The sequence below is a fragment of the Acinetobacter sp. H1(2024) genome, assembly GCF_046557555.1.
GTDB lineage: Bacteria > Pseudomonadota > Gammaproteobacteria > Pseudomonadales > Moraxellaceae > Acinetobacter > Acinetobacter seifertii.
Genome location: NZ_JBKGFO010000002.1, coordinates 173,685 through 194,680, shown reverse-complemented (window position 1 = coordinate 194,680; position 20,996 = coordinate 173,685). Strand labels below are relative to the sequence as shown.

The 20,996-nt window shown below is 36.2% G+C and carries 21 protein-coding genes; 14 read left to right on the top strand and 7 right to left on the bottom strand.

Annotated features, from left to right (window positions below; all coding sequences use genetic code 11):
- The first annotated feature begins 99 nt into the window (after positions 1-99).
- Positions 100-1,497 carry an amino acid permease gene (locus ACLCEG_RS06550; protein ID WP_410566727.1) on the top strand — a complete coding sequence of 466 codons (1,398 nt, stop codon included), beginning with the start codon at positions 100-102 and terminating at the stop codon, positions 1,495-1,497.
- A gap of 146 nt (positions 1,498-1,643) precedes the next feature.
- Here ACLCEG_RS06550 and ACLCEG_RS06545 read toward each other — a convergent pair whose 3' ends face one another.
- On the bottom strand, positions 1,644-1,877 hold the full coding sequence (locus tag ACLCEG_RS06545; protein ID WP_049066400.1) for a DUF2171 domain-containing protein: 234 nt from the start codon (positions 1,875-1,877) through the stop codon (positions 1,644-1,646).
- A 299-nt stretch (positions 1,878-2,176) separates the two neighbouring features.
- On the opposite strand from ACLCEG_RS06545, the gene ACLCEG_RS06540 reads away from it, so the two are divergent.
- The 5 genes from ACLCEG_RS06540 to ACLCEG_RS06520 all read left to right on the top strand — a co-directional run bounded on the left by ACLCEG_RS06540 (position 2,177) and on the right by ACLCEG_RS06520 (position 6,009).
- Positions 2,177-3,151, top strand: coding sequence for an acyl-CoA dehydrogenase (locus ACLCEG_RS06540; RefSeq protein ID WP_410566725.1), 975 nt, complete (start codon positions 2,177-2,179; stop codon positions 3,149-3,151).
- Positions 3,139-3,933, top strand: coding sequence for a PIG-L deacetylase family protein (locus ACLCEG_RS06535; RefSeq protein ID WP_410566724.1), 795 nt, complete (start codon positions 3,139-3,141; stop codon positions 3,931-3,933). The genes ACLCEG_RS06540 and ACLCEG_RS06535 overlap by 13 nt, the downstream gene beginning before the upstream one ends.
- Entirely contained in the window at positions 3,908-4,507 is a 600-nt protein-coding gene (locus ACLCEG_RS06530; RefSeq protein ID WP_086497440.1) for a class I SAM-dependent methyltransferase, read from the top strand. Before ACLCEG_RS06535 ends, ACLCEG_RS06530 begins: the two co-directional genes overlap by 26 nt.
- The gene (locus ACLCEG_RS06525; protein ID WP_410566723.1) at positions 4,504-5,148 is read left to right on the top strand and encodes a glycosyltransferase; all 645 of its coding nucleotides are present in this window, start codon (positions 4,504-4,506) and stop codon (positions 5,146-5,148) included. The genes ACLCEG_RS06530 and ACLCEG_RS06525 overlap by 4 nt, the downstream gene beginning before the upstream one ends.
- Before the next feature lie 390 nt (positions 5,149-5,538).
- The gene (locus ACLCEG_RS06520; RefSeq protein WP_004700647.1) at positions 5,539-6,009 is read left to right on the top strand and encodes an AnBLUF65 family BLUF photoreceptors; all 471 of its coding nucleotides are present in this window, start codon (positions 5,539-5,541) and stop codon (positions 6,007-6,009) included.
- On the opposite strand, the gene ACLCEG_RS06515 is transcribed toward ACLCEG_RS06520, so the two are convergent.
- On the bottom strand, positions 6,006-6,332 hold the full coding sequence (locus tag ACLCEG_RS06515) for a hypothetical protein (RefSeq protein WP_004700649.1): 327 nt from the start codon (positions 6,330-6,332) through the stop codon (positions 6,006-6,008). The two genes, ACLCEG_RS06520 and ACLCEG_RS06515, sit on opposite strands and share 4 nt — an antisense overlap.
- A gap of 716 nt (positions 6,333-7,048) precedes the next feature.
- Positions 7,049-8,200: an alpha/beta fold hydrolase gene (locus tag ACLCEG_RS06510; RefSeq protein ID WP_004700651.1), complete on the bottom strand. Its 1,152-nt coding sequence runs from the start codon at positions 8,198-8,200 to the stop codon at positions 7,049-7,051.
- Positions 8,201-8,560: 360 nt separating this feature from the next.
- Here ACLCEG_RS06510 and gltS point away from each other — a divergent pair, with 360 nt between their 5' ends.
- Entirely contained in the window at positions 8,561-9,796 is a 1,236-nt protein-coding gene (gltS, locus tag ACLCEG_RS06505) for a sodium/glutamate symporter (RefSeq protein WP_077165294.1), read from the top strand.
- Between the two features lie 115 nt (positions 9,797-9,911).
- Positions 9,912-11,747: a monovalent cation:proton antiporter-2 (CPA2) family protein gene (locus ACLCEG_RS06500; protein WP_049065650.1), complete on the top strand. Its 1,836-nt coding sequence runs from the start codon at positions 9,912-9,914 to the stop codon at positions 11,745-11,747.
- 144 nt (positions 11,748-11,891) lie between these two features.
- Here the strand turns inward: ACLCEG_RS06500 and ACLCEG_RS06495 are convergent, their stop codons facing one another.
- The 3 genes from ACLCEG_RS06495 to ACLCEG_RS06485 all read right to left on the bottom strand — a co-directional run bounded on the left by ACLCEG_RS06495 (position 11,892) and on the right by ACLCEG_RS06485 (position 14,007).
- Positions 11,892-12,725 (bottom strand): SDR family NAD(P)-dependent oxidoreductase, encoded by an 834-nt coding sequence (locus tag ACLCEG_RS06495; RefSeq protein WP_410566722.1) that lies wholly within the window; start codon positions 12,723-12,725, stop codon positions 11,892-11,894.
- 35 nt (positions 12,726-12,760) lie between these two features.
- Complete coding sequence (locus ACLCEG_RS06490) at positions 12,761-13,162, bottom strand: DoxX-like family protein (RefSeq protein ID WP_086497523.1); 402 nt, start codon at positions 13,160-13,162, stop codon at positions 12,761-12,763.
- A 206-nt stretch (positions 13,163-13,368) separates the two neighbouring features.
- Positions 13,369-14,007 (bottom strand): TetR/AcrR family transcriptional regulator, encoded by a 639-nt coding sequence (locus ACLCEG_RS06485; protein ID WP_004700660.1) that lies wholly within the window; start codon positions 14,005-14,007, stop codon positions 13,369-13,371.
- A 584-nt stretch (positions 14,008-14,591) separates the two neighbouring features.
- On the opposite strand from ACLCEG_RS06485, the gene csuAB reads away from it, so the two are divergent.
- The 6 genes from csuAB (at position 14,592) to csuE (ending at position 20,609) form a co-directional block, all read left to right on the top strand.
- The gene (gene csuAB, locus ACLCEG_RS06480) at positions 14,592-15,128 is read left to right on the top strand and encodes a Csu fimbrial major subunit CsuAB (RefSeq protein ID WP_004700661.1); all 537 of its coding nucleotides are present in this window, start codon (positions 14,592-14,594) and stop codon (positions 15,126-15,128) included.
- Between the two features lie 74 nt (positions 15,129-15,202).
- Complete coding sequence (locus ACLCEG_RS06475; protein WP_004700663.1) at positions 15,203-15,751, top strand: spore coat protein U domain-containing protein; 549 nt, start codon at positions 15,203-15,205, stop codon at positions 15,749-15,751.
- 4 nt (positions 15,752-15,755) lie between these two features.
- Complete coding sequence (locus ACLCEG_RS06470; RefSeq protein WP_004700666.1) at positions 15,756-16,271, top strand: spore coat U domain-containing protein; 516 nt, start codon at positions 15,756-15,758, stop codon at positions 16,269-16,271.
- A complete protein-coding gene (gene csuC, locus ACLCEG_RS06465; protein ID WP_410566719.1) occupies positions 16,265-17,098 on the top strand; it encodes a Csu fimbrial biogenesis chaperone CsuC in 834 nt (277 codons plus the stop codon). The genes ACLCEG_RS06470 and csuC overlap by 7 nt, the downstream gene beginning before the upstream one ends.
- On the top strand, positions 17,095-19,593 hold the full coding sequence (gene csuD, locus ACLCEG_RS06460; RefSeq protein ID WP_410566717.1) for a Csu fimbrial usher CsuD: 2,499 nt from the start codon (positions 17,095-17,097) through the stop codon (positions 19,591-19,593). Before csuC ends, csuD begins: the two co-directional genes overlap by 4 nt.
- On the top strand, positions 19,590-20,609 hold the full coding sequence (gene csuE, locus ACLCEG_RS06455) for a Csu fimbrial tip adhesin CsuE (RefSeq protein WP_019458407.1): 1,020 nt from the start codon (positions 19,590-19,592) through the stop codon (positions 20,607-20,609). The genes csuD and csuE overlap by 4 nt, the downstream gene beginning before the upstream one ends.
- A 76-nt stretch (positions 20,610-20,685) precedes the next feature.
- Here csuE and ACLCEG_RS06450 read toward each other — a convergent pair whose 3' ends face one another.
- Positions 20,686-20,919 (bottom strand): hypothetical protein, encoded by a 234-nt coding sequence (locus ACLCEG_RS06450; protein ID WP_025469101.1) that lies wholly within the window; start codon positions 20,917-20,919, stop codon positions 20,686-20,688.
- Positions 20,920-20,996 lie beyond the last annotated feature (77 nt).

Below are 20,996 nucleotides of genomic sequence, written 5' to 3'. Positions count from 1 at the left end.
TTACTATCCGGGAAAACAGCAGTTTTCCCTTTTTTCATAACTGTAGGATTTTGACATGTAATAGATTGTTTTTATGGATATATTTTTAAGGAATGAAATATGAATAATGATACAACAAAAAAATTAGGCGAAGGACTTTCAAATCGCCATATCACAATGATTAGTATTGGCGGTGTTATTGGCGCAGGTTTATTTGTTGGTTCATCTTCGGCAATTGCCAAAGCAGGCCCTGCGGTCATTCTTGCATACTTGATTACCAGCATTATGGTATTTCTGGTAATGCGCATGTTAGGTGAAATGGCCGTTTTAGAGCCAGACACTGGTTCATTTTCTACCTATGCCCGTAAAGCAATTGGCCCGTGGGCAGGGTTTACGATTGGTTGGTTATATTGGTGGTTTTGGGTGCTTGCGATTCCGGTAGAAGCCATTGCAGGTGCTGAAATTTTACATTCGTGGTTTCCGGGCGTTTCAGTTTCTATTTATGCATTTTGCTTTATTGTGTTCTTAAGCTTAGCCAACTTTTTTAGTACCAAAAGTTTTGGCGAATTTGAGTTCTGGTTTTCATTAGTCAAAGTCGTTGCCATTATTGGCTTCATTATTATTGGTATTTTGGCAATTTCAGGTGTTTGGCCTTTAGCTAAAAATGTTAGTGGCGTTGCTAATTTATATAACAACGCTGGTTTTATGCCGCACGGTATGGGAGGTATTTTATCTGCCATTTTAATTACGGCATTTTCATTTTTTGGGGTAGAAATTGTCTCGATTGCCGCGGCAGAGTCATCCAACCCTAAACAGAAAATTAGACGTGCCACCAATTTGGTGCTGTACCGTATTATTCTTTTCTTTGTGGTCTCAATGTTTATTGCCGTTTCACTTGTCGATTGGCGTTCATCAGACTTACAGAAGTACGGGACATTCCAATACGTTTTAATGAGCTTAAACGTACCGGGTACTAAACTTATTATTGATACGGTTGTGTTTATCGCCGTGGCAAGCTGTATGAATGCCGCAATTTATACGTCTTCTCGTATGTTATTCCGCTTAGGAACACGCAATGAAGCGCCGCAGGCAGTTACTAAAGTGAATTATGCGGGTGTACCAGCAATTGCGGTGTTTTCCTCAACATTTATTGGTTTAGTGTGCTGTGTTATTAACTATGTATTTCCAGGAAAAGTATTTAGCTTATTGCTCTCAAGTACAGGGTCAATTGCGTTGCTGGTGTACTTGGTTATTGCGTTCTCACAATTGCGTTTAAGACATAAGCTAGAAGCAGCTGGAGCGGAAATTCCATTTAAAATGTGGTTATTTCCATGGCTGACTTGGTTTGTGATTATCATTATTTTAAGTGTGCTCGCTTATATGTTCTTATCACCTGCATATAGTTATGAAACAACTTTATCTTTAGGTGTGACTTTGGCTGTGGTGGTTTGCGGATTGGTAGTGACCCGAAAGCGTAAAGAAACCCGTTCGGTTGCTATAAATCAGAGTAATTCATAAAAATATTAAATAAAATTTTAATGATATAAATAAAAAGCTCCTTAATGAAAAAGGAGCTTTTTATTTTTTAAGTCTGATATTTTTATTTTAGTTGCTATTTATATTTTAAATAGGCGGCAGAGTTATAAAATAACTCTGCCAAAGACTTAAATCGCTTGCCAGTTTTCTTTAACTTCTTGTGAATTTTTATTTAAAATCACTTGATCATCTTTTACCTCACCAATCCAAGATGTTGGAATAAGGTGGTGTTGATCGTTTTCATCACGAGTAAGTTTTAACTGGTTTTCACCTTCAAGGTGATCGACAGTTCCTACTTTTGTGCCACAAGAAGCAATAACGTCGGCATGTTTTTTAATATCATTAATATTTAAAGTATTCATTTTTGACCTCTTCTTTGGAAATAGAAAAACTGTAGAAACTAAATTACTGGATAAAATCGGAGAAATCTTTGTTTTTTAATAAACCTTACATGATTATTTTATAATTTCACTTAAGCAATATATTTAAATAACAATGAAATAAAAAGAAATATTCATTTAATAAAGATTGTATAAAATATCTTTTTATTACATTTTTTATCTTTAAATAAACAGAATTATTTCGATATGTTTAAGTGAATACTTTTGAATAATTATTTGTAATGAATATTAAAATATCTATAAATATGAAAATCTTGAGTATGTTGAATGAGTTTGAAGATACTCATGCTGAAAACAAAAGTCAGCTACGCCAAGATTTACTCTACAAATTGGTAGATTTGGCTAAAAATTTACCCTATCCCGCATCAGGTCAAACCTATCAGCGGTGGCAAATGTTTGCTCAAATTGCAGGGTACGACTTAAGTCTTGCTAAATTATTTGAGTCGCATTGTGATGCTTTAAGTATTTTAAATGAACTGGGTTATCAAGCTGAAATAGACGATCAGACTTGGGCCGTATGGGCCGCAGAGGGTGGGCCTGCACCTTTGCAAGTACAGCATAATCAGTGTAGTGGTATAAAAACGTGGTGCTCAGGTGCTGAGTTTATTCAAAAAGCCTTAATGAGCTATAAGGACAAGCAAGGCCAAGCACAGCTTTGTATTGTTGAATTAGCTGATCCTTCGGTTCAGGTTGACCTCAGCCACTGGCAAGCAGTTGGCATGCAAGGAACCCAAACTGCACAAGTCAGTTTTGACAATACACCTGTGATTTCGATAGGTGACCCAAATTGCTATTTAGAGCGCCCAGGTTTCTGGCATGGTGCCGCTGGTGTCGCGGCTTGTTGGTATGGTGCGACGGTACGCTTAGTTGGCTTTCTACATGAAAGCTGCAAACTTAATCCAAACGCATTTAAAAAAATGTATTTAGGAGAGCTAGCTCAACAGCTTTCTGTAACCAAACAGTATTTTCAATATATTGCCAAGCTTATAGATGACGAGCCTATGCTCAGCCATGAGCGTGAAATCGGTATATTACGTGCCCAAACAGAACAATGCTGCCAGAGTGTTATTCAACTCGTTGGCAAAGCTTTAGGCGCAAAGCCTTATTGTGAAGAAGCTATATTTTCTCAGCTCATTGCTGATTTGCCCGTCTTTATTCGACAGAGCCATGCAGCTTTTGACTATGAGTCTATTGCAGAACTCTGTTTGTCGGAGAAAAGCTTATGGGAACTGTAAAGCATCCCTTGGTCGAGGACCGCGTGATTTCAGGCGAGGGTACATCGAAGTTCAGATGGCTAGAGGCATTTAAAAAGCAGCCTTTAGATGGGCTGAATTTACAGTTATTTCAATCTAAAAGAGTGGTGATTGTTGCGCCGCATCCTGATGACGAAGTGCTGGGTTGTGGTGGTTTAATGCAACAGCTAGTCAAAGAAAACTGCCACATTATTATTGTGGCGGTCAGTAATGGCACGCAAAGCCATCCGCACTCAACAAAATACAGCCCCGACCAATTAAACGATTTACGACCAAAAGAAACTTTAGCTGCTTTGGACAGTCTAGGTGTGTCAGATCATTCTGAACGAATAGCTTTAAATCTTATGGATGGTCAGATTCATTTGCAGACTCATCAGTTGAATCAAGCGCTCAGCAGAATCGTTCAGCCCGAAGATATTTTAGTTTGTAGCTATGAATTTGATGGTCATCCCGACCACGAAGCCGTCGGAAAAACGGTACAGGCCTTTGCAAAAGCTCATCAGTTACTCTGTCTACATGTATTGATTTGGGCATGGCATTGGGCAGAGCCTTTAGACTCACGGATTGATTGGTCTAAAGCAAAAGCTTATGCCCTAACGGAAAATCAGTTAATTAAAAAACATCAAGCACTTATGCAATTTAAAACCCAAATTGAAGCCGATGAAAGCACAGGAAATTCCGCCGTTTTATCTTCAAGTACAATTAGCCGGCTTTTAATGCCTTATGAGGTATATCTGAGTGACTCATTCTCGTATGTATTTTGAGGAGTTGTATCGTACTAATAATGATCCGTGGGGCTATGATTATCACTGGTATGAAGCCCGTAAAAGACAAATCTGTCTTGCATTATTAACACGACCACACTATCAAAATGTTTTGGAAATTGGCTGTTCAAATGGGCATTTAAGTGTTCATTTGGCAAAACGTGCGGCTCATCTTTTATGTATTGATGTGTCTGAACACGCCGTTCATTTAGCGACTCAGCGCTTACAATCATTTGAACATGTAACTGTAGAAAATAGAAAAATCCCTGAAGAGTTGTACGAACAAAAATTTGACCTGATCGTGATTAGTGAAGTGGCGTATTACCTCACATGTGATGAGTTAGATGAGTTTATTAAAAAATTAAAGCATGCACTAAAGCCAGAAGGGGAAATTTTGTGTTGCCATTGGCGACACGATATTCAAGATTTTGAATTGAATGCCCAGCAAGTTCACCAAAGCTTTCAGCAATATTTTCCATTTCATCACTATTTAAGCCTAAACGATCCAGATTTTATGGTTGATGTTTGGACGGTTAGCACATCATCCATAGCTCAGCGAGAACAATTACGATGAAAATAGGTGTGGTAGTTCCAGCGCATAACGAAGAGCAATATTTGTCTGCCTGTTTACATTCGATTCAGGTTGCAATCGAAAGAGTTCCACATGAACAAATCGAGGTCATGGTTGTACTAGATAGCTGTACAGATATGTCGCGTTTAGTTGTACAGCGTTACGCAGTAAATTGGATTGAATGTGATTATAAATGCGTTGGCAAGGCTCGGGATTTGGGTATTCGCCAACTTATTCAAAATGGAGCAAGCTGGATTGCCTGTACAGATGCCGACACTATAGTTAGTTCAGACTGGTTAAGTTGTCAAATTCGGCATCAACCTACCGATGCAATTTGCGGTATTGTCACTTTAGATGATTTGAGTCATTTATCGGCTCAAAAACAAAAAAAGTATTTGTCACATTATCAAGATTGTATGGATCATCATCATATTCATGGTGCAAATTTAAGTTTTAGTGCTGCTGCTTATATGCAAGTGGGTGGTTTTGAGTCGATTCCATGTCATGAGGATGTTTCACTGATTGAGAAACTGTCCAGACATTGCTGCAATATTACTTGGAGTAATTTAGTGCGTGTAACAACCAGCAGTCGCTTGGAAGGCAGAGCACCTCAAGGTTTATCAATTTTTTTAGAAAATCTTTAATTATGATAATTTTGTTAAGTTTATTTTAATAATTGCTTTTTATTCTTAATATATATCCTCTGTTATACCGATTGTTTTAGTGTTTATTGCGTTACATCTTTTGCCACATCACCCGATGTGGTTTTTTTATTAAAAAATAACCAAACTGCGACTTATAATGTTCAAACAACTCAACAACCGTACTCTATATTTAGCAAGATAAAACAAAAAATCTAGTACTAGGGATTTAATACATTTTTTAGTCTTGGGAGTTTGAGCGAAATTTGGGCTTTTCATGAAAATACCTAAAGTTATGATTTTTATAAGAAAGAAATATAAAGTAATTCTAAGAAAGGTGTGTTAATTTGAAAATTCAATTAGTAATGAAATTTTATATTTCACGGAAGTCTTATGAACGTTCGACTGTGTTATGCCAGCCAACGAAACGAAAAAAATGAAGATTTGCTACAAGATTTGCGTGATATCCTGACTGAAGCTCGTGATTTCAATGATTTAAACGAGATTTGTGGGGTACTTTATTATGCCGATAATGCATTTTTTCAATGTTTAGAAGGCGAACAAGAGGTGGTAGAGCAATTATTTGAAAAGATCCAAAAAGATGAAAGACACTACAATGTTAAATGGTTATGCACATATTCCATCGACCAAAACGCTTTTCAACGTTGGTCAATGAAATATGTACAACGTAATACAAATATTGAGGCTTTCTTTCTTAAGATGGGAGAAAATACCTTTAACCCAATTTCGCTAGACCAACAAAATCTCAAAAACTTTTTAAATGAATTGTTAGTTGCAGAGCAAACTAAGGTTAATACAGATAAGAAAGTTGGAATGGTCAATCGGGGAGTAAACCCATTTTAACTATTAGATGCGATACCGATATGAATGTTCTTGAGCTTAGGTACTAGTTTCGTCATTACGAGATAAACAATAACCGAAGTCGCGAGCATCCATATCACTTCTAAACTTTGACTAATCACAAACATTGCCCAATAGAAAAAACTAAATAGAGCAATACATAGACCGCTACCTTTGTAATACCACGTAATAAATATTCCAAACAGAGCCGAAGAAATGAGTAGGTTTAAGGTTTCATTCATTCCGAGATAGTTAAAGAGAATAATCATTAAGCATAAAGCCAACATTGATAGTAAATATACAAATATATTTTTTGCGATAAACATTTTCTATATCCTATCTGAAGAATTAAAAGGTATCTTTCCTCTGTTTCCAGAGGAAAGATAGTACATATTAATTTTTGAGATTCTTTTTCTATTATTGAGAGTTTTTATATTAATAAAGATGACTTTATCATTTTCTCCAGATCTCTTTATTAATATTCAGCTTTCTATTTAATAGTAAAGAGTGCTTATATGTACTGAAATTAATTATAGGAAAAACAAACGCTTGTGTTGTAATCTTTAGCCTACATGTTTGTGAGACATTGCCTACATTTGTTTAAATAATGATCAAATTTTACAAAGCTTAATTTTTTAAAATAGTTTTTTTTCAAATATTTATTGCAAAATTTTATTGATGTAAGCTTTACAAAAATAACAAAAAGTAACATCCCCTTTAAGAAGGTAATCATTCTGAAAGAAAAGCATTAACTTGCTGTGTGGTTTTTTTATTAATTATTTTTTAACGTTTGATAAAATATTTTATTTTTAAAATAAACTTTTTATAAATAAATTTTATGATTTTTGTGTTTGTGATAATTTTTTGACACTAAGTAATGTTATCTTGTTGTAGATTTATATATTTAAAATATAAAGGTGGTTTAAAATTTTGGAATAAAATATATTGAAATATAAATGTGATTAAAAAGAATAATTTTGCAAAATTTGATATTCACCAGTGTAGGTTTGATTGGCTACACTGGTGTTGATGTACGGGTAAATTAACTTGAACGTGTAGCTAACCAGCTATTTATTTCTGGCCAAACAGAAATAGGTGCTTGGCTGCCGGAAACTATACCCATATGACCACCTGAGACAACTTTAAACGTTTTATCTTGGCTGCTAATTAAATCCATAAGTGGCTTCACAGCATCACTGGTCACAATAATATCGGTACTACCACCCACAGCTAACACAGAGCATTCAATATCTTTAAGATTGGCAGTGAGTTCACCAAATTTAACTACGCCCGTTGAAAGTTCGTTATCTATCCAGAAACGAAGAATAATGTCTCGCATAACGCCGCCTGGATAAGCCAGCATGTTATCTATAAATGAACTAGAGGTGGCGTGGTCTACTATAAATTCTCGGTTATCTAAATTTTTAAAAAGTTGCCAATAAGTTTTTAAGTTGCCAATCGGGTCAGTTAATTTAAAACCTAGAGTGTTTTGCCAGCCATGTATATGGAACACTTTACTTGGTACATGTTGGCGAATACGAAAAGGTGTGTGTTTGCGAACCCATTCGGCAGGTTTGGTTAGGCTTCCATAGAGTTTGCCCATATAGCCTGCTTTGTGAGTATCGATCGGTGAAGCAAGAATAATCAGATTTTTAATATCTTTATCTTTAAATAACGCGGTATAGCAGAGTGAAAGTGCACCGCCCAAACTCCAGCCATGTAATGAAAGCTGCTGTTGTCCACTATGTGCACGGACTTGCTTTAAAAGTTCAGGCATAAAAACTTTTACATAAGTACCGAAATTATATTTTGCCTGATGTAGTGTTGGTACGCCCCAGTCTATTAAATAAACATCAAATCCTTGAGCTAAAAAGTAACGTATAAGGCTGCGTGTAGGGAATAAATCGTAAATGAGCATGTTGACTGCCAATGGCGGAACAATCACTAAGGGTACGCGGTGTTTATGCGTAGGAACTTCAGCCTCATTTCTATAGTGACGTAAGCTCATAATTTCATGCTTATAAATCACATCAAAAGGCGTTTTTCCTGACAAAGCAATTTGCTGACCTCTAAAAAACAGATCTGATGCATTGGCTAGCATGTGCGGTAGTTTCTGACCAGCATGTTTTTTAAGAGATGTTTTAAGCGATTGCACCTGCGGCACATTTTGACGAACTTTAAGCAATAAACTCATTGAATATAAAACCTGTAAAGATGTTGCCCAGAGCAATAACGAGCTGGTTTTGAGGCATATTAACGATAAAAATAGGGGAGTTCAGTGACTTAAAAGACAGTATTTTTTGCTTAAGATATCAAGTCACTAATACTATAAAAATATGAATTTTTTAATATAAGTTTTTGATATTAATAAATTAATAATAATTTTCAGATAAATTTTTATAAATTATTAAAAATTTTAAGCTATTTTTAAGAATAGTGAAAAACACATTGCTAGGGTAATTTTGTAAAGTTTATTTGTGTTTTTTTTACATATGAAAAAATAAAATATAATTATTTTACAATCGATTAGAAATGTAATTAGAAAGTAGTATATATGGAATTTGTTTTTAATGGTTTTTATACACTAATTTCGGCGGTCATCGTTCTACTGTTGGGCCGCTTTCTTGTCAATCGGATTGATTTTTTAAAACGTTACAATATCCCCGAACCTGTAGCTGGTGGTTTGGTTGCTGCTGTAGTGTCTTTACTTGTCCACACATTGTGGGGATATAGCGTTGTTTTTAGCAGTGAGTTGCAAACCAGCTTTATGCTCGTGTTCTTTGCTTCAATTGGTTTAAGTGCCAATTTTATGAAGCTTAAAGAGGGCGGTACTGCTTTAGTTATCTTCTTAATATGTGTCGCTTCATTTATTGTTGTGCAAGATGCGGTTGGTATGAGCCTCGCCACCTTGTTGGGTTTAGACCCACTTATTGGTTTGATTGCAGGTTCAATTACTTTAACGGGTGGTCATGGTACAGCAGGTGCATGGGGTGAAATTTTAGAAACTCAGCATGGTATACAAGGTGCATTAGCGCTAGGTATGGCGAGCGCTACTTTTGGTTTGATCATTGGTGGTGTGATTGGTGGTCCATTAGCTAAATTGCTGATTAATCGTTATGGCTTAGCTCAAGCAAAAACCAATGCGGAAATTCAAAACCGTGATACGCATGTTGAACAAAATTCGGATGATCTCGCGCCGTTTGAAAATCCGCATCAAGTTCGTTTAATTACAGCCGATAATGCAATTACTACATTGGGTATGTTTGCAGCCTGTTTAGCGTTTGCTGAATTTATGACAGGCTTTAGTAAGGGAACATGGTTTGAGTTGCCAACCTTCGTTTGGGCACTTGGTGGCGGCGTAATTTTAAGAAACATTTTAGAAAGCGTGTTGAAAATTGATATTTTCGACCGTGCGATTGATGTTTTTGGTAATGCTTCTCTATCCCTTTATTTAGCAATGGCATTGCTTTCATTAAAGCTTTGGCAACTTGCTGACTTAGCTGGTCCGCTTGTGGTTATTTTAGGTGCACAAACACTGACCATGGCTTTATATGCAGCTTTCGTGACTTTCCGAGTAATGGGTAAAAACTATGATGCGGCAGTTTTAGCAGCAGGCCATTGTGGTTTTGGTATGGGTGCAACGCCAACTGCTGTTGCAAACATGCAAGCTATTACTAACATGTATGGTCCTTCGCATAAGGCATTTTTGATTGTTCCACTATGTGGTGCTTTCTTTGTCGACTTAATTAATGCAACAGTGATTCAGCTTATGTTGAAATTTATTGCTTAATTAGAAAAAGCCCGTAAGGGCTTTTTTTTATGGGTACGTTTTCTCATCACTAAGCATCGCCCCTAAACCTCTTTTTCACATAGAATGAATTGCAAATAAATAAAATGAGAAATGTATGAGCGAAGAAGCACATTCAATGAGTCTGGTTGCCCCAGTGGTTTTATTGGCAGCGGCTGTAATCGCAGTCCCTATTTTCAAACGTATTGGTTTGGGTTCGGTATTAGGTTATTTAATTGCGGGCTTAATTATTGGTCCATTTGGTTTTGCTTTTTTTCAAGATTCCACTGCAATTCTTCATATTGCCGAGTTAGGAATTGTGATGTACCTCTTTGTGATTGGCTTGGAAATGCAGCCATCACATTTGTGGAGCTTAAGGCGCGAAATTTTTGGTCTTGGTACACTACAGATCATCATTTGTGCACTGGCTTTGACTGGGGTAGGACTATTATTTGGTTTTACATGGCAAGTGGCATTTATTGGTGCAGCAGGGTTTGTATTAACGTCGACCGCCATAGTCATGCAGTTACTAGGCGATCGAGGTGACTTGACGCAACCCCGCGGTCAAAAAATTGTAGCCATATTATTATTTGAAGATTTATTGATTGTGCCATTGCTGGCTATTGTTGCTTTTATGGCACCAAATCATGTGGTCGAAAGTACATCGGCACGTTTAGAAAACATTGGAATTGGTTTGCTAGCAATTGCGGGGCTTATTGCGGCAGGTTATTGGTTACTTAATCCATTATTTAGACTCTTGGCTGCTGCAAAAGCCCGAGAAGTCATGACAGCCGCTGCATTATTGGTTGTGTTGGGTGCCGCATTACTCATGCAAGTCAGTGGTTTGACAATGGCAATGGGCGCTTTCTTAGCAGGTGTGCTTCTATCTGAATCTACATTTAGACATCAAATTGAAGCCGATATTGAACCATTCCGAGGAATTTTACTGGGTCTGTTTTTCCTTGGGGTTGGTATGTCACTGGACTTATCAGTAGTTGCTCAAAACTGGCAATTAATTGTGAGTGGTGTAATTGCCCTGATGTTTGCCAAAGCACTCATGATTTATATAGTGGCTCGATTAACGAAAAGCCCTCATACTGAAGCCTTAGATCGCGCTTTACTTATGGCACAAGGTGGCGAGTTTGCTTTTGTACTTTTCTCTGCTGCATTAAGTGCTCAAGTTATTGATAGTACCGTTAAATCTAACCTTACTGCTATTGTTGTACTTTCAATGGTATTGACTCCAATAGTGGGTATTATTTTTAAACGGTTTACTCAAGCTAAAGAAAAAGTTTCATTGGAAAACATTAATATTGCGGATGGGCTAAGTGGTAGTGTTTTAATGATTGGTTTCGGGCGCTTTGGGCAGGTAACTAGTCAATTACTGTTGGCAAGAGGCGTAGATGTCACCATTATTGATAATAATACTGACATGATTCGAAACGCCGAAAAGTTTGGTTTTAAAATTTATTATGGCGATGGTTGCCGCCTCGATATTTTACATGCTTCTGGCGCTGCAACTGCACAAGCGATAGTGGTTTGTGTAGATAGTAAGGACACAACTAATAGAATCGTAGAACTCGTGACCCACGAATTTCCTTTGGCGAAATTATTAGTACGCTCATATGACCGTGAGCATTCATTGCATTTAGTCAAACAAAAAGTGGATTTTATGATCCGTGAAACGTTCGAGTCTGCAATTAAGTTTGGTGGCGTTATTTTGCAAGAGCTTGGTGTAGATGAAGACGAAGTAGAAAGAATTACCGAAGAAATTCGAGATTTGGATAATGAGCGTTTTGAAACTGAAATTGCAGCAGATGACGTAAATGCGGGGGTGGGCATGCAATACACCCATACTCATCACCCTAGACCAACTGCACCATTGATTCGACCAAAACGAGAAGGACAGATTTTAAATAAAGATAATGTCTCAGAGAATGAGAGTATTGATTAATTATAAGCCTCAGTAATAAGTCTTCTTAGAAGTACTTTTACTGAGGTTTTTCTATAGGTAGGAGTAGCTAACTGCTAAATTCTCTGGGTTTACCAATCAAACCGTCATTTAATGAAGTGAGTTGGTAAATCATATTAAACCCACCTATAGATGCTCTAACGCCGTGCCTTTAACCGGGTTTCTGCGCCAGTAATACGGCTGTAAAAATCTAAGGAAAAGCTTCCAAGGCGTCATCCATGCGATGCGTCGGTTGTTTTTTTTGTTTTGAAGAATTTGTTTTGCTAAATACGCACAAACCACCTCAGGTGGGTCAATCACAAAGAAAAATAAGCGTTTCATCTTTTTCCAGTTTTGTACGTTGCCATTTGTCCAAGACGAAACTAACAAGTCGGTTGCCACCATGCCTGGGCTGAGAGTACCAGTTAAAATAGAGGTTGACTTAGTCTCTTTATAAAGTGCTTTACTAAAATAACTTACCGCTCTTTTAGTTGTAGCGTAGGCAGTCATACCAGCACTCCATTCGCCGTTGCTTCCCCAACCTTCCATATTGAAGATTTGACCATGACCTTGTTTGAGCATGCCTTTTAAAGCGACTTGAGAACCAAGCATTGTGCCTAAAATATTTGTAGAAATGGCTGCGTTTAATTCATCGGATTGAAGGTCAACAAAGTCCTTGGTAGGGTGGCAGCTTCCTGCATTATTAATCCATACATTTACCTGAGCAAAATGCTGTATGGCAACATCCCATAGGTTTTGTAGGTCAGATATTTGTGTGACATCACAGCATAGGCCAGTGAACTTTTCTTTATTGAAATGAGTTTTTAAATAACTAAGTGCATGGTTAAGAGACTCTAAGTTGCGGCCAGCGATCACAACCGAACATCCAAGCTCTAAAAACGAGTGAGCGAGTGCTAAACCAATACCCTTAGTGCCTCCGGTAATCACCACACATCCAACTTCACGGTTTGATAAACTCATTGAAATCTCTATATAATTTTAAAAAATTTAGGCCGTTATTGAGCAGTTTTATGCAAATAAGTCTTTTGCTCTTTTAATAAAAGCAGATAGATGACTGATAAACTTATCATCGAAATATTCATGACGATAGGGTTGTAAGGTGAGATCAGTGTTGAAGGTATGAGAAAACCAATTAAAAGCAATAGACCCAACAACCCCAAAATACTTAAATAGTGAATATATTTTTGGTTTATAAATACAAACAATAAACCAAAAATAATTTCACCTAAACCACTTGCACGGCCTGCAAGTTTTGCATATTCAAAAGAAAGACCTATTGATTGCCACACAAAAATTTCATCAGCATTAATAAAAATTATTTTAGGGACAAGTCCCTGATATATCCACATGAAGGCTAACACAAAGTTTATAAGTTTTAATGCTTTAGCATTATTCATTAAAGTTCTCTAAAATTTTAAAAAGTTAAATTTTCATTACTAAAGTTATTATCTTTCTATTTAATTTATTGTTCAACTAAAAATAATTCTAGTCTGTTTTTTAATCATTTTTATTGTTTTTTTTAAGTAAAGTAGCAAGTGATCGAAATATTATATTCTGATTTTATATTAAAAACATAGGAGAAATGACTCCTATGTTTTTAATCTTATGGTTCACTCACTAATCTTGATATATTTTTTAAAACTATATTTCTTAGAAATTCTTTATAACATTCATCTGTATTCTTGTTCGAATGCTGAACTAAATATCCATTGAGCTGTGTAATTATAATAATGGCTCTTTCTTTATATTCTTCTGATGATATTTCATTATGAATAGGTAAAATAATCTTATATATAAGTTCAAGATTATACTTTTGTATAGTTGACAATGATTCATATACATAAGGTAAGTGATCTGAAATTGAAAAAAACTCCTTAAATGTATTGGTAATAATCGGTTGTTCTATTTCATATATTATGTTGGTAATAATATTCATAAACCGATGTAAAGGTGGTTCATTCGCATTTAAGTTGATTAAAATTTCAATTCTTTGTATGTAGTCACAAGTGAGTTTATTGAGTAAAGCCTGTAATAAAATATCTTTATTTGGAAAATAATGTTGCAAGGTACTTAAACTAATATTTGATTGTGTAGCAACTCCTCTCATACTAAAGCCAGAATAACCTTTGGTTAGAAAAACTATTTCAGCATTTTTTAAGATTTGCTTTATTCTTTCTTGTCCTTTTAGTGTGGTAAAGGACTTCTTAATTTGTATAGTATCAAAGGTATCAATTTTGATCATTATCCAGCCTGTAAGTACTATTTAAAAAAAGGCATTCTAAACCATGAAATTAGAAAAATATAAATAAAATATTTAAATTCTATTAAACTAAAATTAGGTCATATGACCTATTGTTTTTTTAATATAGGTCAATTGACTTAATTAAAACCAAAAAAATAGGTCAGGTGACTTATTTTATTTTGTTTAGTTCTGGTTTAAATAGGTCAGATGACCTATTTAAATGGTTGGAGATAAATGTGGAATTTGGATGAATTATAAATAATTGTATTTGAATGCATATTGACTAATTTTTATATGATTTTTGATATTAATTTTTTATATATTTTCCTTGATTTTATAAAGTAGGGGTGGGTATTTAATTGGCTATTTTTACAGACAATAAAAAATGTGGTTTAAATAAATCAACATAGTCTTTTTGTAATATGTGTATACAAGTTAAATAATTGTTATTAAATTGTGAAAAGAATCACACAATAGTAAAGAGTAGTTTGTTTTATATGTAAAACAAATTGTTCGCATTTTATTTATCGAGTTTGATTCATTTTGTTCTACAAAACTAATCATTATATATGTAGGTTATGAATATGAAAAACATTCAGAAATCACTTCTTGCAGCATTAATAGTTGCTGGTTATGCAGTAAATACTCAAGCGGCTGTTACTGGACAAGTTGATGTTAAATTAAATATCTCAACAGGCTGTACTGTAGGTGGTAGTCAAACTGAAGGGAATATGAACAAGTTTGGTACTTTAGATTTTGGTAAAACTTCTGGCACTTGGAACAACGTATTAACAGCTGAAGTTGCTTCAGCAGCAACAGGTGGCAACATTTCTGTGACTTGTGATGGCACAGATCCTGTTGATTTTACAGTTGCAATTGATGGTGGTGAGCGTACTGATCGTACTTTGAAAAATACAGCTTCTGCTGATGTAGTTGCATATAACGTTTACCGTGATGCTGCACGTACTAACCTTTATGTTGTGAATCAACCACAACAATTTAGCACTGTAAGCGGTCAAGCAACAGCCGTTCCAATTTTCGGTGCAATTGCTCCAAATACTGGCACAGCAAAAGCGCAAGGTGATTATAAAGATACTCTATTAGTCACAGTAAATTTCTAAAAATAAAAAAGAAATAATTAATTGAGTAGCAGGTTTACTTCAATATAAGTAAACCTGTTTAAGATGGAGGGGAAATGATATTTAATCGTAGTTCAGTATTTATAATTTTATACTCATTATTTACTTCAGTAAATGCTGGACAAATTGGAGCAAAACTAACAACGCAAATTGAACTTTTACCTTCTTGTTCTATTAATAATAAAATTGTTGAAAATAATTCTACAAACTTAGACTTAGGAACTATTGATTTTGGAGATGCTACGACCGGTTTTAATGGAATATTAGAGTCAAGCTTAATTAATAATGGAAACTCAGGTCTACAGATTGAATGCTCTGGTATTTCAACTTTAAAAATAACTTTTGGAGCTGGAAATAATGACAGTCAAGTTCCCACTAATTTTTCACAAAATTATTATCATGCTCTAAGTAATGGTAGAGATTTTATTGCTTATAACTTGCTCTATGGTTTAAACAAACAAGTTGTTAGAGCAAACGATGTTTTTATTCTTAATGATTTGAATACTAAGAAAAATATCGATATTTATGGCCAAGCCACCCATGATGGTAGTCGTATATCTAAGGGTGAATATACAGATATAGTGCCGATTACGATTGAGTTTTAAGAAAATGAAATACTTTTGTTTGAAAGCAATATTATTGCTGTCAGTTAGTCAGTGTATCTACGCAGCAGATCCTCAATTAAGTTCAAGCTTCAAAGTTCAAGCTAAAATTGAAAATGGATGTTCAATAGATAATATTGAGCAAAGTATTAATTTTGGTCAATACTCAGCTTTATCTAAAGATAAAGTAGTTTCAAATATTATAAATAGTAAAGACTCATGGAATATACGTTGTACTGAAAATTTACCGGTGAGTATTTCTATTGATGGTGGTGAAAATCTTGATAATAATATTAGACGTATGAAAAACTCATCATCTAATTATTTATCTTATAAGTTGTATAACTCAAGTAATTTAACAACTGAATATATTGTGGGTAATAAATATTTATTACCTACAACTACTCCAACAAACCGTCTTGTAAATTTTGAAATATATGGTGTGGTTGATTTAGGAAATAATAATGAATCACATGCCGCCGGAATTTATAAAGATACTGTTTCAATAATGATTACATGGTGATTTGTATGAACAACTCTGCATTTATTAAAAATAGCATTTTAAAATCTTTTTTATTTGCAAGTACATTATCACTTGTGACACCTGTGATGGCGCAAGCGACTTTTTTAATTTGGCCCATTTATCCAAAAATAGAAGCCAATGAAAAAGCGACCGCAGTTTGGCTTCAAAACACAGGCAAGACCGATGCGATGGTGCAAATTCGGGTATTCAAATGGAATCAAGATGGCTTAAAAGATAATTATAGTGAGCAATCAGACATTATACCCAGCCCGCCTGTAGCTAAAATTAAAGCAGGCGAGAAGCATATGCTTCGTTTAACTAAAAGCATTAATTTGCCAGATGGCAAAGAACAGTCATATCGTTTGATTGTAGATGAGTTACCGATTCGCCTTTCTGATGGAAACGAGCAAGACGCTTCTAAAGTGAGTTTCCAAATGCGTTACTCAATTCCATTATTTGCCTATGGAAAGGGTATTGGTAGTGGTTTAACTGAAGAAAGCCAAAAAGCCAATGCAAAAAATCCTTTGGCCAAACCCGTTTTACAGTGGTCAGTCCGCAACAATAACCAAGGCCAGTCTGAGCTATATCTGAAAAACAATGGCCAAAAATTTGCACGTCTTTCGGCGCTTAAAACTTCAAAAACTGGCAATGATATTTCTTTAGGGAAAGCTGCTTTTGGCTATGTTTTATCGAATAGTACCGTAAAGTTTGCTATCGATAAGCCAACTGCAAATGAGTTATTAAAAACATCTAAAATTTATGGTGTTGATAGCTCAGGCATAAAACAAGAGTTGATCGAAATCACTAAAATGGAGGATCCAACATGATCCTTCGGCATAATAATTTATGCAAAAGTATTTTACTAATTTTGTTGTCGGGTGGATGCTTAAATATTCCAAATATTGCTTTGGCTGGCGATTTACCCCCACCACCAAAAGATATTAACGAAATTAATCAACTGTTTAAGCTGTATCTAGATTTGGTGGTAAACCAATATTCAGTTCAGCAAGTTGTGCCCGTTATTGTTAAAAATGATGAATACTTTATACAAAAAAACAAGCTAATAAATGATTTGGAAATTCAAATTCCTCAAGAACTATTAACCAACAACGAGACTACTTTAACCAATCAAGATGTTTTAACTTTGGGGTTTAGTGGCGATGCGAGTGACTGGATATCTTTAGATAAGTTGAAAGATGTAAGCTACGAATATCAGTCATCAAAACAATATTTTAAGCTTAACTTTCCAGCCGCTTGGATGCCGACTCAAGTTTTGGGTAAAGACTCATGGTATAAACCTGTCGTTGCTCAGTCGGGTATAGGGCTGCTCAATAACTATGATTTTTATACTTATAGACCGCATCAGGGTGGCTCAACTAGCAGTTTATTTACAGAACAGCGCTTTTTCTCTCCGTTAGGAGTGATTAAAAACTCTGGTGTGTATGTCAAAAACCAATATAAAAATGAAGGTAATGCCGAGTCTTTAGACAATGACGGTTACCGTCGTTATGACACGTCTTGGCAATTTGATAACCAGAATAACGCCACGTCTTTTGTGCTAGGTGACATTATTACGGGTAGCAAAACGACTTGGGGAAGTTCAGTTCGTCTGGGCGGTTTTCAGGTACAAAGAAACTATTCAACTCGACCAGATTTAATTACCTATCCTTTACCGCAGTTTATTGGACAAGCTGCTTTACCAAGCACAGTCGATTTAATTATTAATGGACAAAAGACCAGCTCAACTGAAGTACAGTCTGGCCCATTCATATTAAACAACGTTCCCTTTATTAATGGTAAAGGTGAAGCCGTTGTCGTCACAACCGATGCAGTCGGGCGACAGGTCGCAACAGCCGTTCCTTTTTATATTTCCAATACATTGTTAAAACCCGGCTTATTTGACTACTCATTGTCTTTAGGGAAAATTCGTGAAGACTACGGACTGAAGAATTTTTCCTATGGAAAGTTTGCAAGTGCAGCCGATGCCAGCTATGGCGTAAATGACTGGTTTACCTTAGAAGGGCGTACTGAGCTTTCTTCAGACCTACAGTTATTCGGTGCTGGGTCTGTACTCAAGCTTGCAAACTTAGGTGTGCTGAGTGCCTCTTTTAGCCAGAGTAAAGCCGATAAGTCTATGTCTGAAGATCGAGCCAAAGACTTTGAGGGCAAGCAATATACAGTCGGGTACAGCTATAACCGTAATCGCTTTGGTTTTAGCATTAACCATAACCAGCGTGATGATGAATATACCGATCTTTCACGTCTGCAATATAGCAATTTAATTTCGGTCAATAGTAATAAAAGCTTAACGGCCAATACTTACTTTGCCACCAAAAACTCGGGAACCTTTGGGGTAGGTTATATCAACACCAAAGCAAATGACTTTAAAAACCGCTTTTTAAACCTGTCATGGGCACCTGTTTTACCGACTTATATGAATGGCGTAACCGTTTCACTAAGTGCCAACCGTGATTTTATCGAAAAAGAGTGGAGTGCTGCATTTCAGCTTTCGATACCACTGTTCCAACGAAACGCGACTGTAAACTCGGGTTATGCATTTAATAAACAGGGCGATACGGGCTATGTTAATTTCAACCGTTCTGTACCTTCTGAAGGTGGTTTCGGTGTCGATTTAACCCGACGCTATAATGAAAATAGTGAAGATTTAAATCAGGCACGCGTCAATTACCGTAACGGTTATATCAATACCGACTTTGGTATGTCTGGAAACCATGACTATAACTACTGGTTTGGTCTATCAGGTTCACTTATTTATATGGCGGGTGAAGTATTTGCTTCAAACCGTTTAGGTGATTCGTTTGCCTTGATTGATACCAACCAAGTACCAGATGTGTTGGTCAGATACGAAAACAGTTTAATTGGTCGTAGTAATAAAAAAGGCCATATTTTTGTGCCATCGGTGACGCCTTATTATTCGGGTAAATACAGCGTCGACCCAATCGACTTACCTTCAAACTTCACCATCACACAAGTTGAACAACGCATTGCTGCTAAACGCGGCTCGGGTGTTGTGATTAAGTTCCCAGTTCATCAGTCTATTGCTGCCAACGTTTATTTAACTCAAGCGGATGGCAAACCTATGCCTGTTGGTTCTGTGGTGCATAGAGCTGACCAAGAGTCTTCTTATGTGGGAATGGATGGCATTGTCTATTTAGAAAACTTAAAACCGAACAACACCGTGACGGTTCAACGTTCGGATCAAAGCATTTGTAAAGCAGACTTTTCTGTAGATGTAGAACAAGCCAAGCAACAGATTGTGGTGGTTAAGCCTGTTACGTGTCATGAGGTATCTTTACCATGAATATAAAAACAAAAAAATTACTTCGCCATTTAGGCATGTTTTCTGGACTGATGCTGGCTGGAAATTTGACTCATGCTGCTTGTAGCGTGAGTGCTTCGGGTTCATCCTCTATTTCGGTTCCATCAATCTATTTAACAGAAAACGGTGAAAACTCTTCACAGTTTAATTCAGGTTTGTCATGTACGGGTTTTAGCTTGGCTTTGGCGAACATGACTTATTTAAAATATCGGGTTGAGCAAATGTCGAATTCATTTACCAATGCTCAAACTGGAGAAAAACTCAATGCTGTTATTTTAGATAGTAATAATGAAATCATTAGCTTAGGCCAAGAAAAAGACATGAGTAGCTTTACGCTGGTCAATCTTTTTAGTGGGCCAGATGGCAATTTGCCTTTTTATATCCGCCTTCCGGCTGGGCAAAGTGTGTCTCCGGGTGTGTATCAGGCTGACTCACCATTGAAAGTAAAATGGTTCTATTCTGTACCCGCAGTTGCAATTATTGGAATTGGGGTCTTCTTTGAAAGCCCTGGGTTTAGACGGGGTGCATTAGGAATTGGCTTTAACTGGGGAAGTGGAGCGGACTCGCTTGGTTCACTTTCCATTACCGTGCTTCCAGACTGCCGAATTTTAACGCAAGACGTAAACTTTGGAACGGCAGCTTTTGCTTCTAAGCTTGAGCCTGTGCAGTCATCTATGGGAATACGTTGCTCTGTAAATACACCATATTATGTGAGTTTAAATAATGGACTTTCCCCGCAAAACGGTAACCAGCGTGCTATGAAGTCACAAACGGGAAATACGTATTTAAAATACGATATTTTCAAAAATTCATCGAATGACCGATGGGGTAGTGGTAACGAGCGTTGGTCGAGTTTAAATGCGACCCTTAACCCCGGTGTACATAACGGGGTGACGCAGCAGAGCTATGTGTTTACCACAAAAATTGTCGATGAAAATGCAGACACCACACCAGCGGGAACTTATCAAGATACGGTTACGGTACAAGTCGAATTTTAAAAGCTGTTTTGTATAAAAGATAAAAGCTCAGTTCATGGGCTTTTGTCTTTAAATGAAGTCATTATTTTTTAAAAATTTACTCAAGCTCTAATTGGTCATCATCTTTGGTAATTTTAATCTTTATCTTTTTATATTTACGTTTGTTTGGATCTAGTGCCGAGTTCATTACTTCATCCGCAAAGGGCGGGCACTGCATGAGTTTTGCATATGCTCTATAGCCGATGCGTATTCGCGTAGGTGGGCAATCGGTTCTTTTTGAATAGTATTCAATGAGAGAATTCAGTTCTTGTAATAAAGTTTGCTGTTCCATCATACATATTTAACAATTCGTTAATTCAAGCATAATAGACTTATAGGCTTAGTGGAATATGTACTCAAAATACTAAT

Excerpts from the sequence above, each read along its gene's own strand:
- ACLCEG_RS06470 (WP_004700666.1), top strand. The coding sequence starts at position 15,756 with ATGAAATACTTTTGTTTGAAAGCAATATTATTGCTGTCAGTTAGTCAG.
- ACLCEG_RS06520 (WP_004700647.1), top strand. The coding sequence starts at position 5,539 with ATGAACGTTCGACTGTGTTATGCCAGCCAACGAAACGAAAAAAATGAA.
- ACLCEG_RS06450 (WP_025469101.1), bottom strand. The coding sequence starts at position 20,919 with ATGGAACAGCAAACTTTATTACAAGAACTGAATTCTCTCATTGAATAC.
- ACLCEG_RS06545 (WP_049066400.1), bottom strand. The coding sequence starts at position 1,877 with ATGAATACTTTAAATATTAATGATATTAAAAAACATGCCGACGTTATT.
- csuC (WP_410566719.1), top strand. The coding sequence starts at position 16,265 with ATGGTGATTTGTATGAACAACTCTGCATTTATTAAAAATAGCATTTTA.
- ACLCEG_RS06515 (WP_004700649.1), bottom strand. The coding sequence starts at position 6,332 with ATGTTTATCGCAAAAAATATATTTGTATATTTACTATCAATGTTGGCT.
- ACLCEG_RS06510 (WP_004700651.1), bottom strand. The coding sequence starts at position 8,200 with ATGAGTTTATTGCTTAAAGTTCGTCAAAATGTGCCGCAGGTGCAATCG.
- ACLCEG_RS06540 (WP_410566725.1), top strand. The coding sequence starts at position 2,177 with ATGTTGAATGAGTTTGAAGATACTCATGCTGAAAACAAAAGTCAGCTA.
- ACLCEG_RS06550 (WP_410566727.1), top strand. The coding sequence starts at position 100 with ATGAATAATGATACAACAAAAAAATTAGGCGAAGGACTTTCAAATCGC.
- ACLCEG_RS06485 (WP_004700660.1), bottom strand. The coding sequence starts at position 14,007 with ATGATCAAAATTGATACCTTTGATACTATACAAATTAAGAAGTCCTTT.
- ACLCEG_RS06525 (WP_410566723.1), top strand. The coding sequence starts at position 4,504 with ATGAAAATAGGTGTGGTAGTTCCAGCGCATAACGAAGAGCAATATTTG.
- ACLCEG_RS06475 (WP_004700663.1), top strand. The coding sequence starts at position 15,203 with ATGATATTTAATCGTAGTTCAGTATTTATAATTTTATACTCATTATTT.
- gltS (WP_077165294.1), top strand. The coding sequence starts at position 8,561 with ATGGAATTTGTTTTTAATGGTTTTTATACACTAATTTCGGCGGTCATC.
- ACLCEG_RS06490 (WP_086497523.1), bottom strand. The coding sequence starts at position 13,162 with ATGAATAATGCTAAAGCATTAAAACTTATAAACTTTGTGTTAGCCTTC.
- ACLCEG_RS06495 (WP_410566722.1), bottom strand. The coding sequence starts at position 12,725 with ATGAGTTTATCAAACCGTGAAGTTGGATGTGTGGTGATTACCGGAGGC.
- csuE (WP_019458407.1), top strand. The coding sequence starts at position 19,590 with ATGAATATAAAAACAAAAAAATTACTTCGCCATTTAGGCATGTTTTCT.
- ACLCEG_RS06535 (WP_410566724.1), top strand. The coding sequence starts at position 3,139 with ATGGGAACTGTAAAGCATCCCTTGGTCGAGGACCGCGTGATTTCAGGC.
- csuAB (WP_004700661.1), top strand. The coding sequence starts at position 14,592 with ATGAAAAACATTCAGAAATCACTTCTTGCAGCATTAATAGTTGCTGGT.
- ACLCEG_RS06500 (WP_049065650.1), top strand. The coding sequence starts at position 9,912 with ATGAGCGAAGAAGCACATTCAATGAGTCTGGTTGCCCCAGTGGTTTTA.
- csuD (WP_410566717.1), top strand. The coding sequence starts at position 17,095 with ATGATCCTTCGGCATAATAATTTATGCAAAAGTATTTTACTAATTTTG.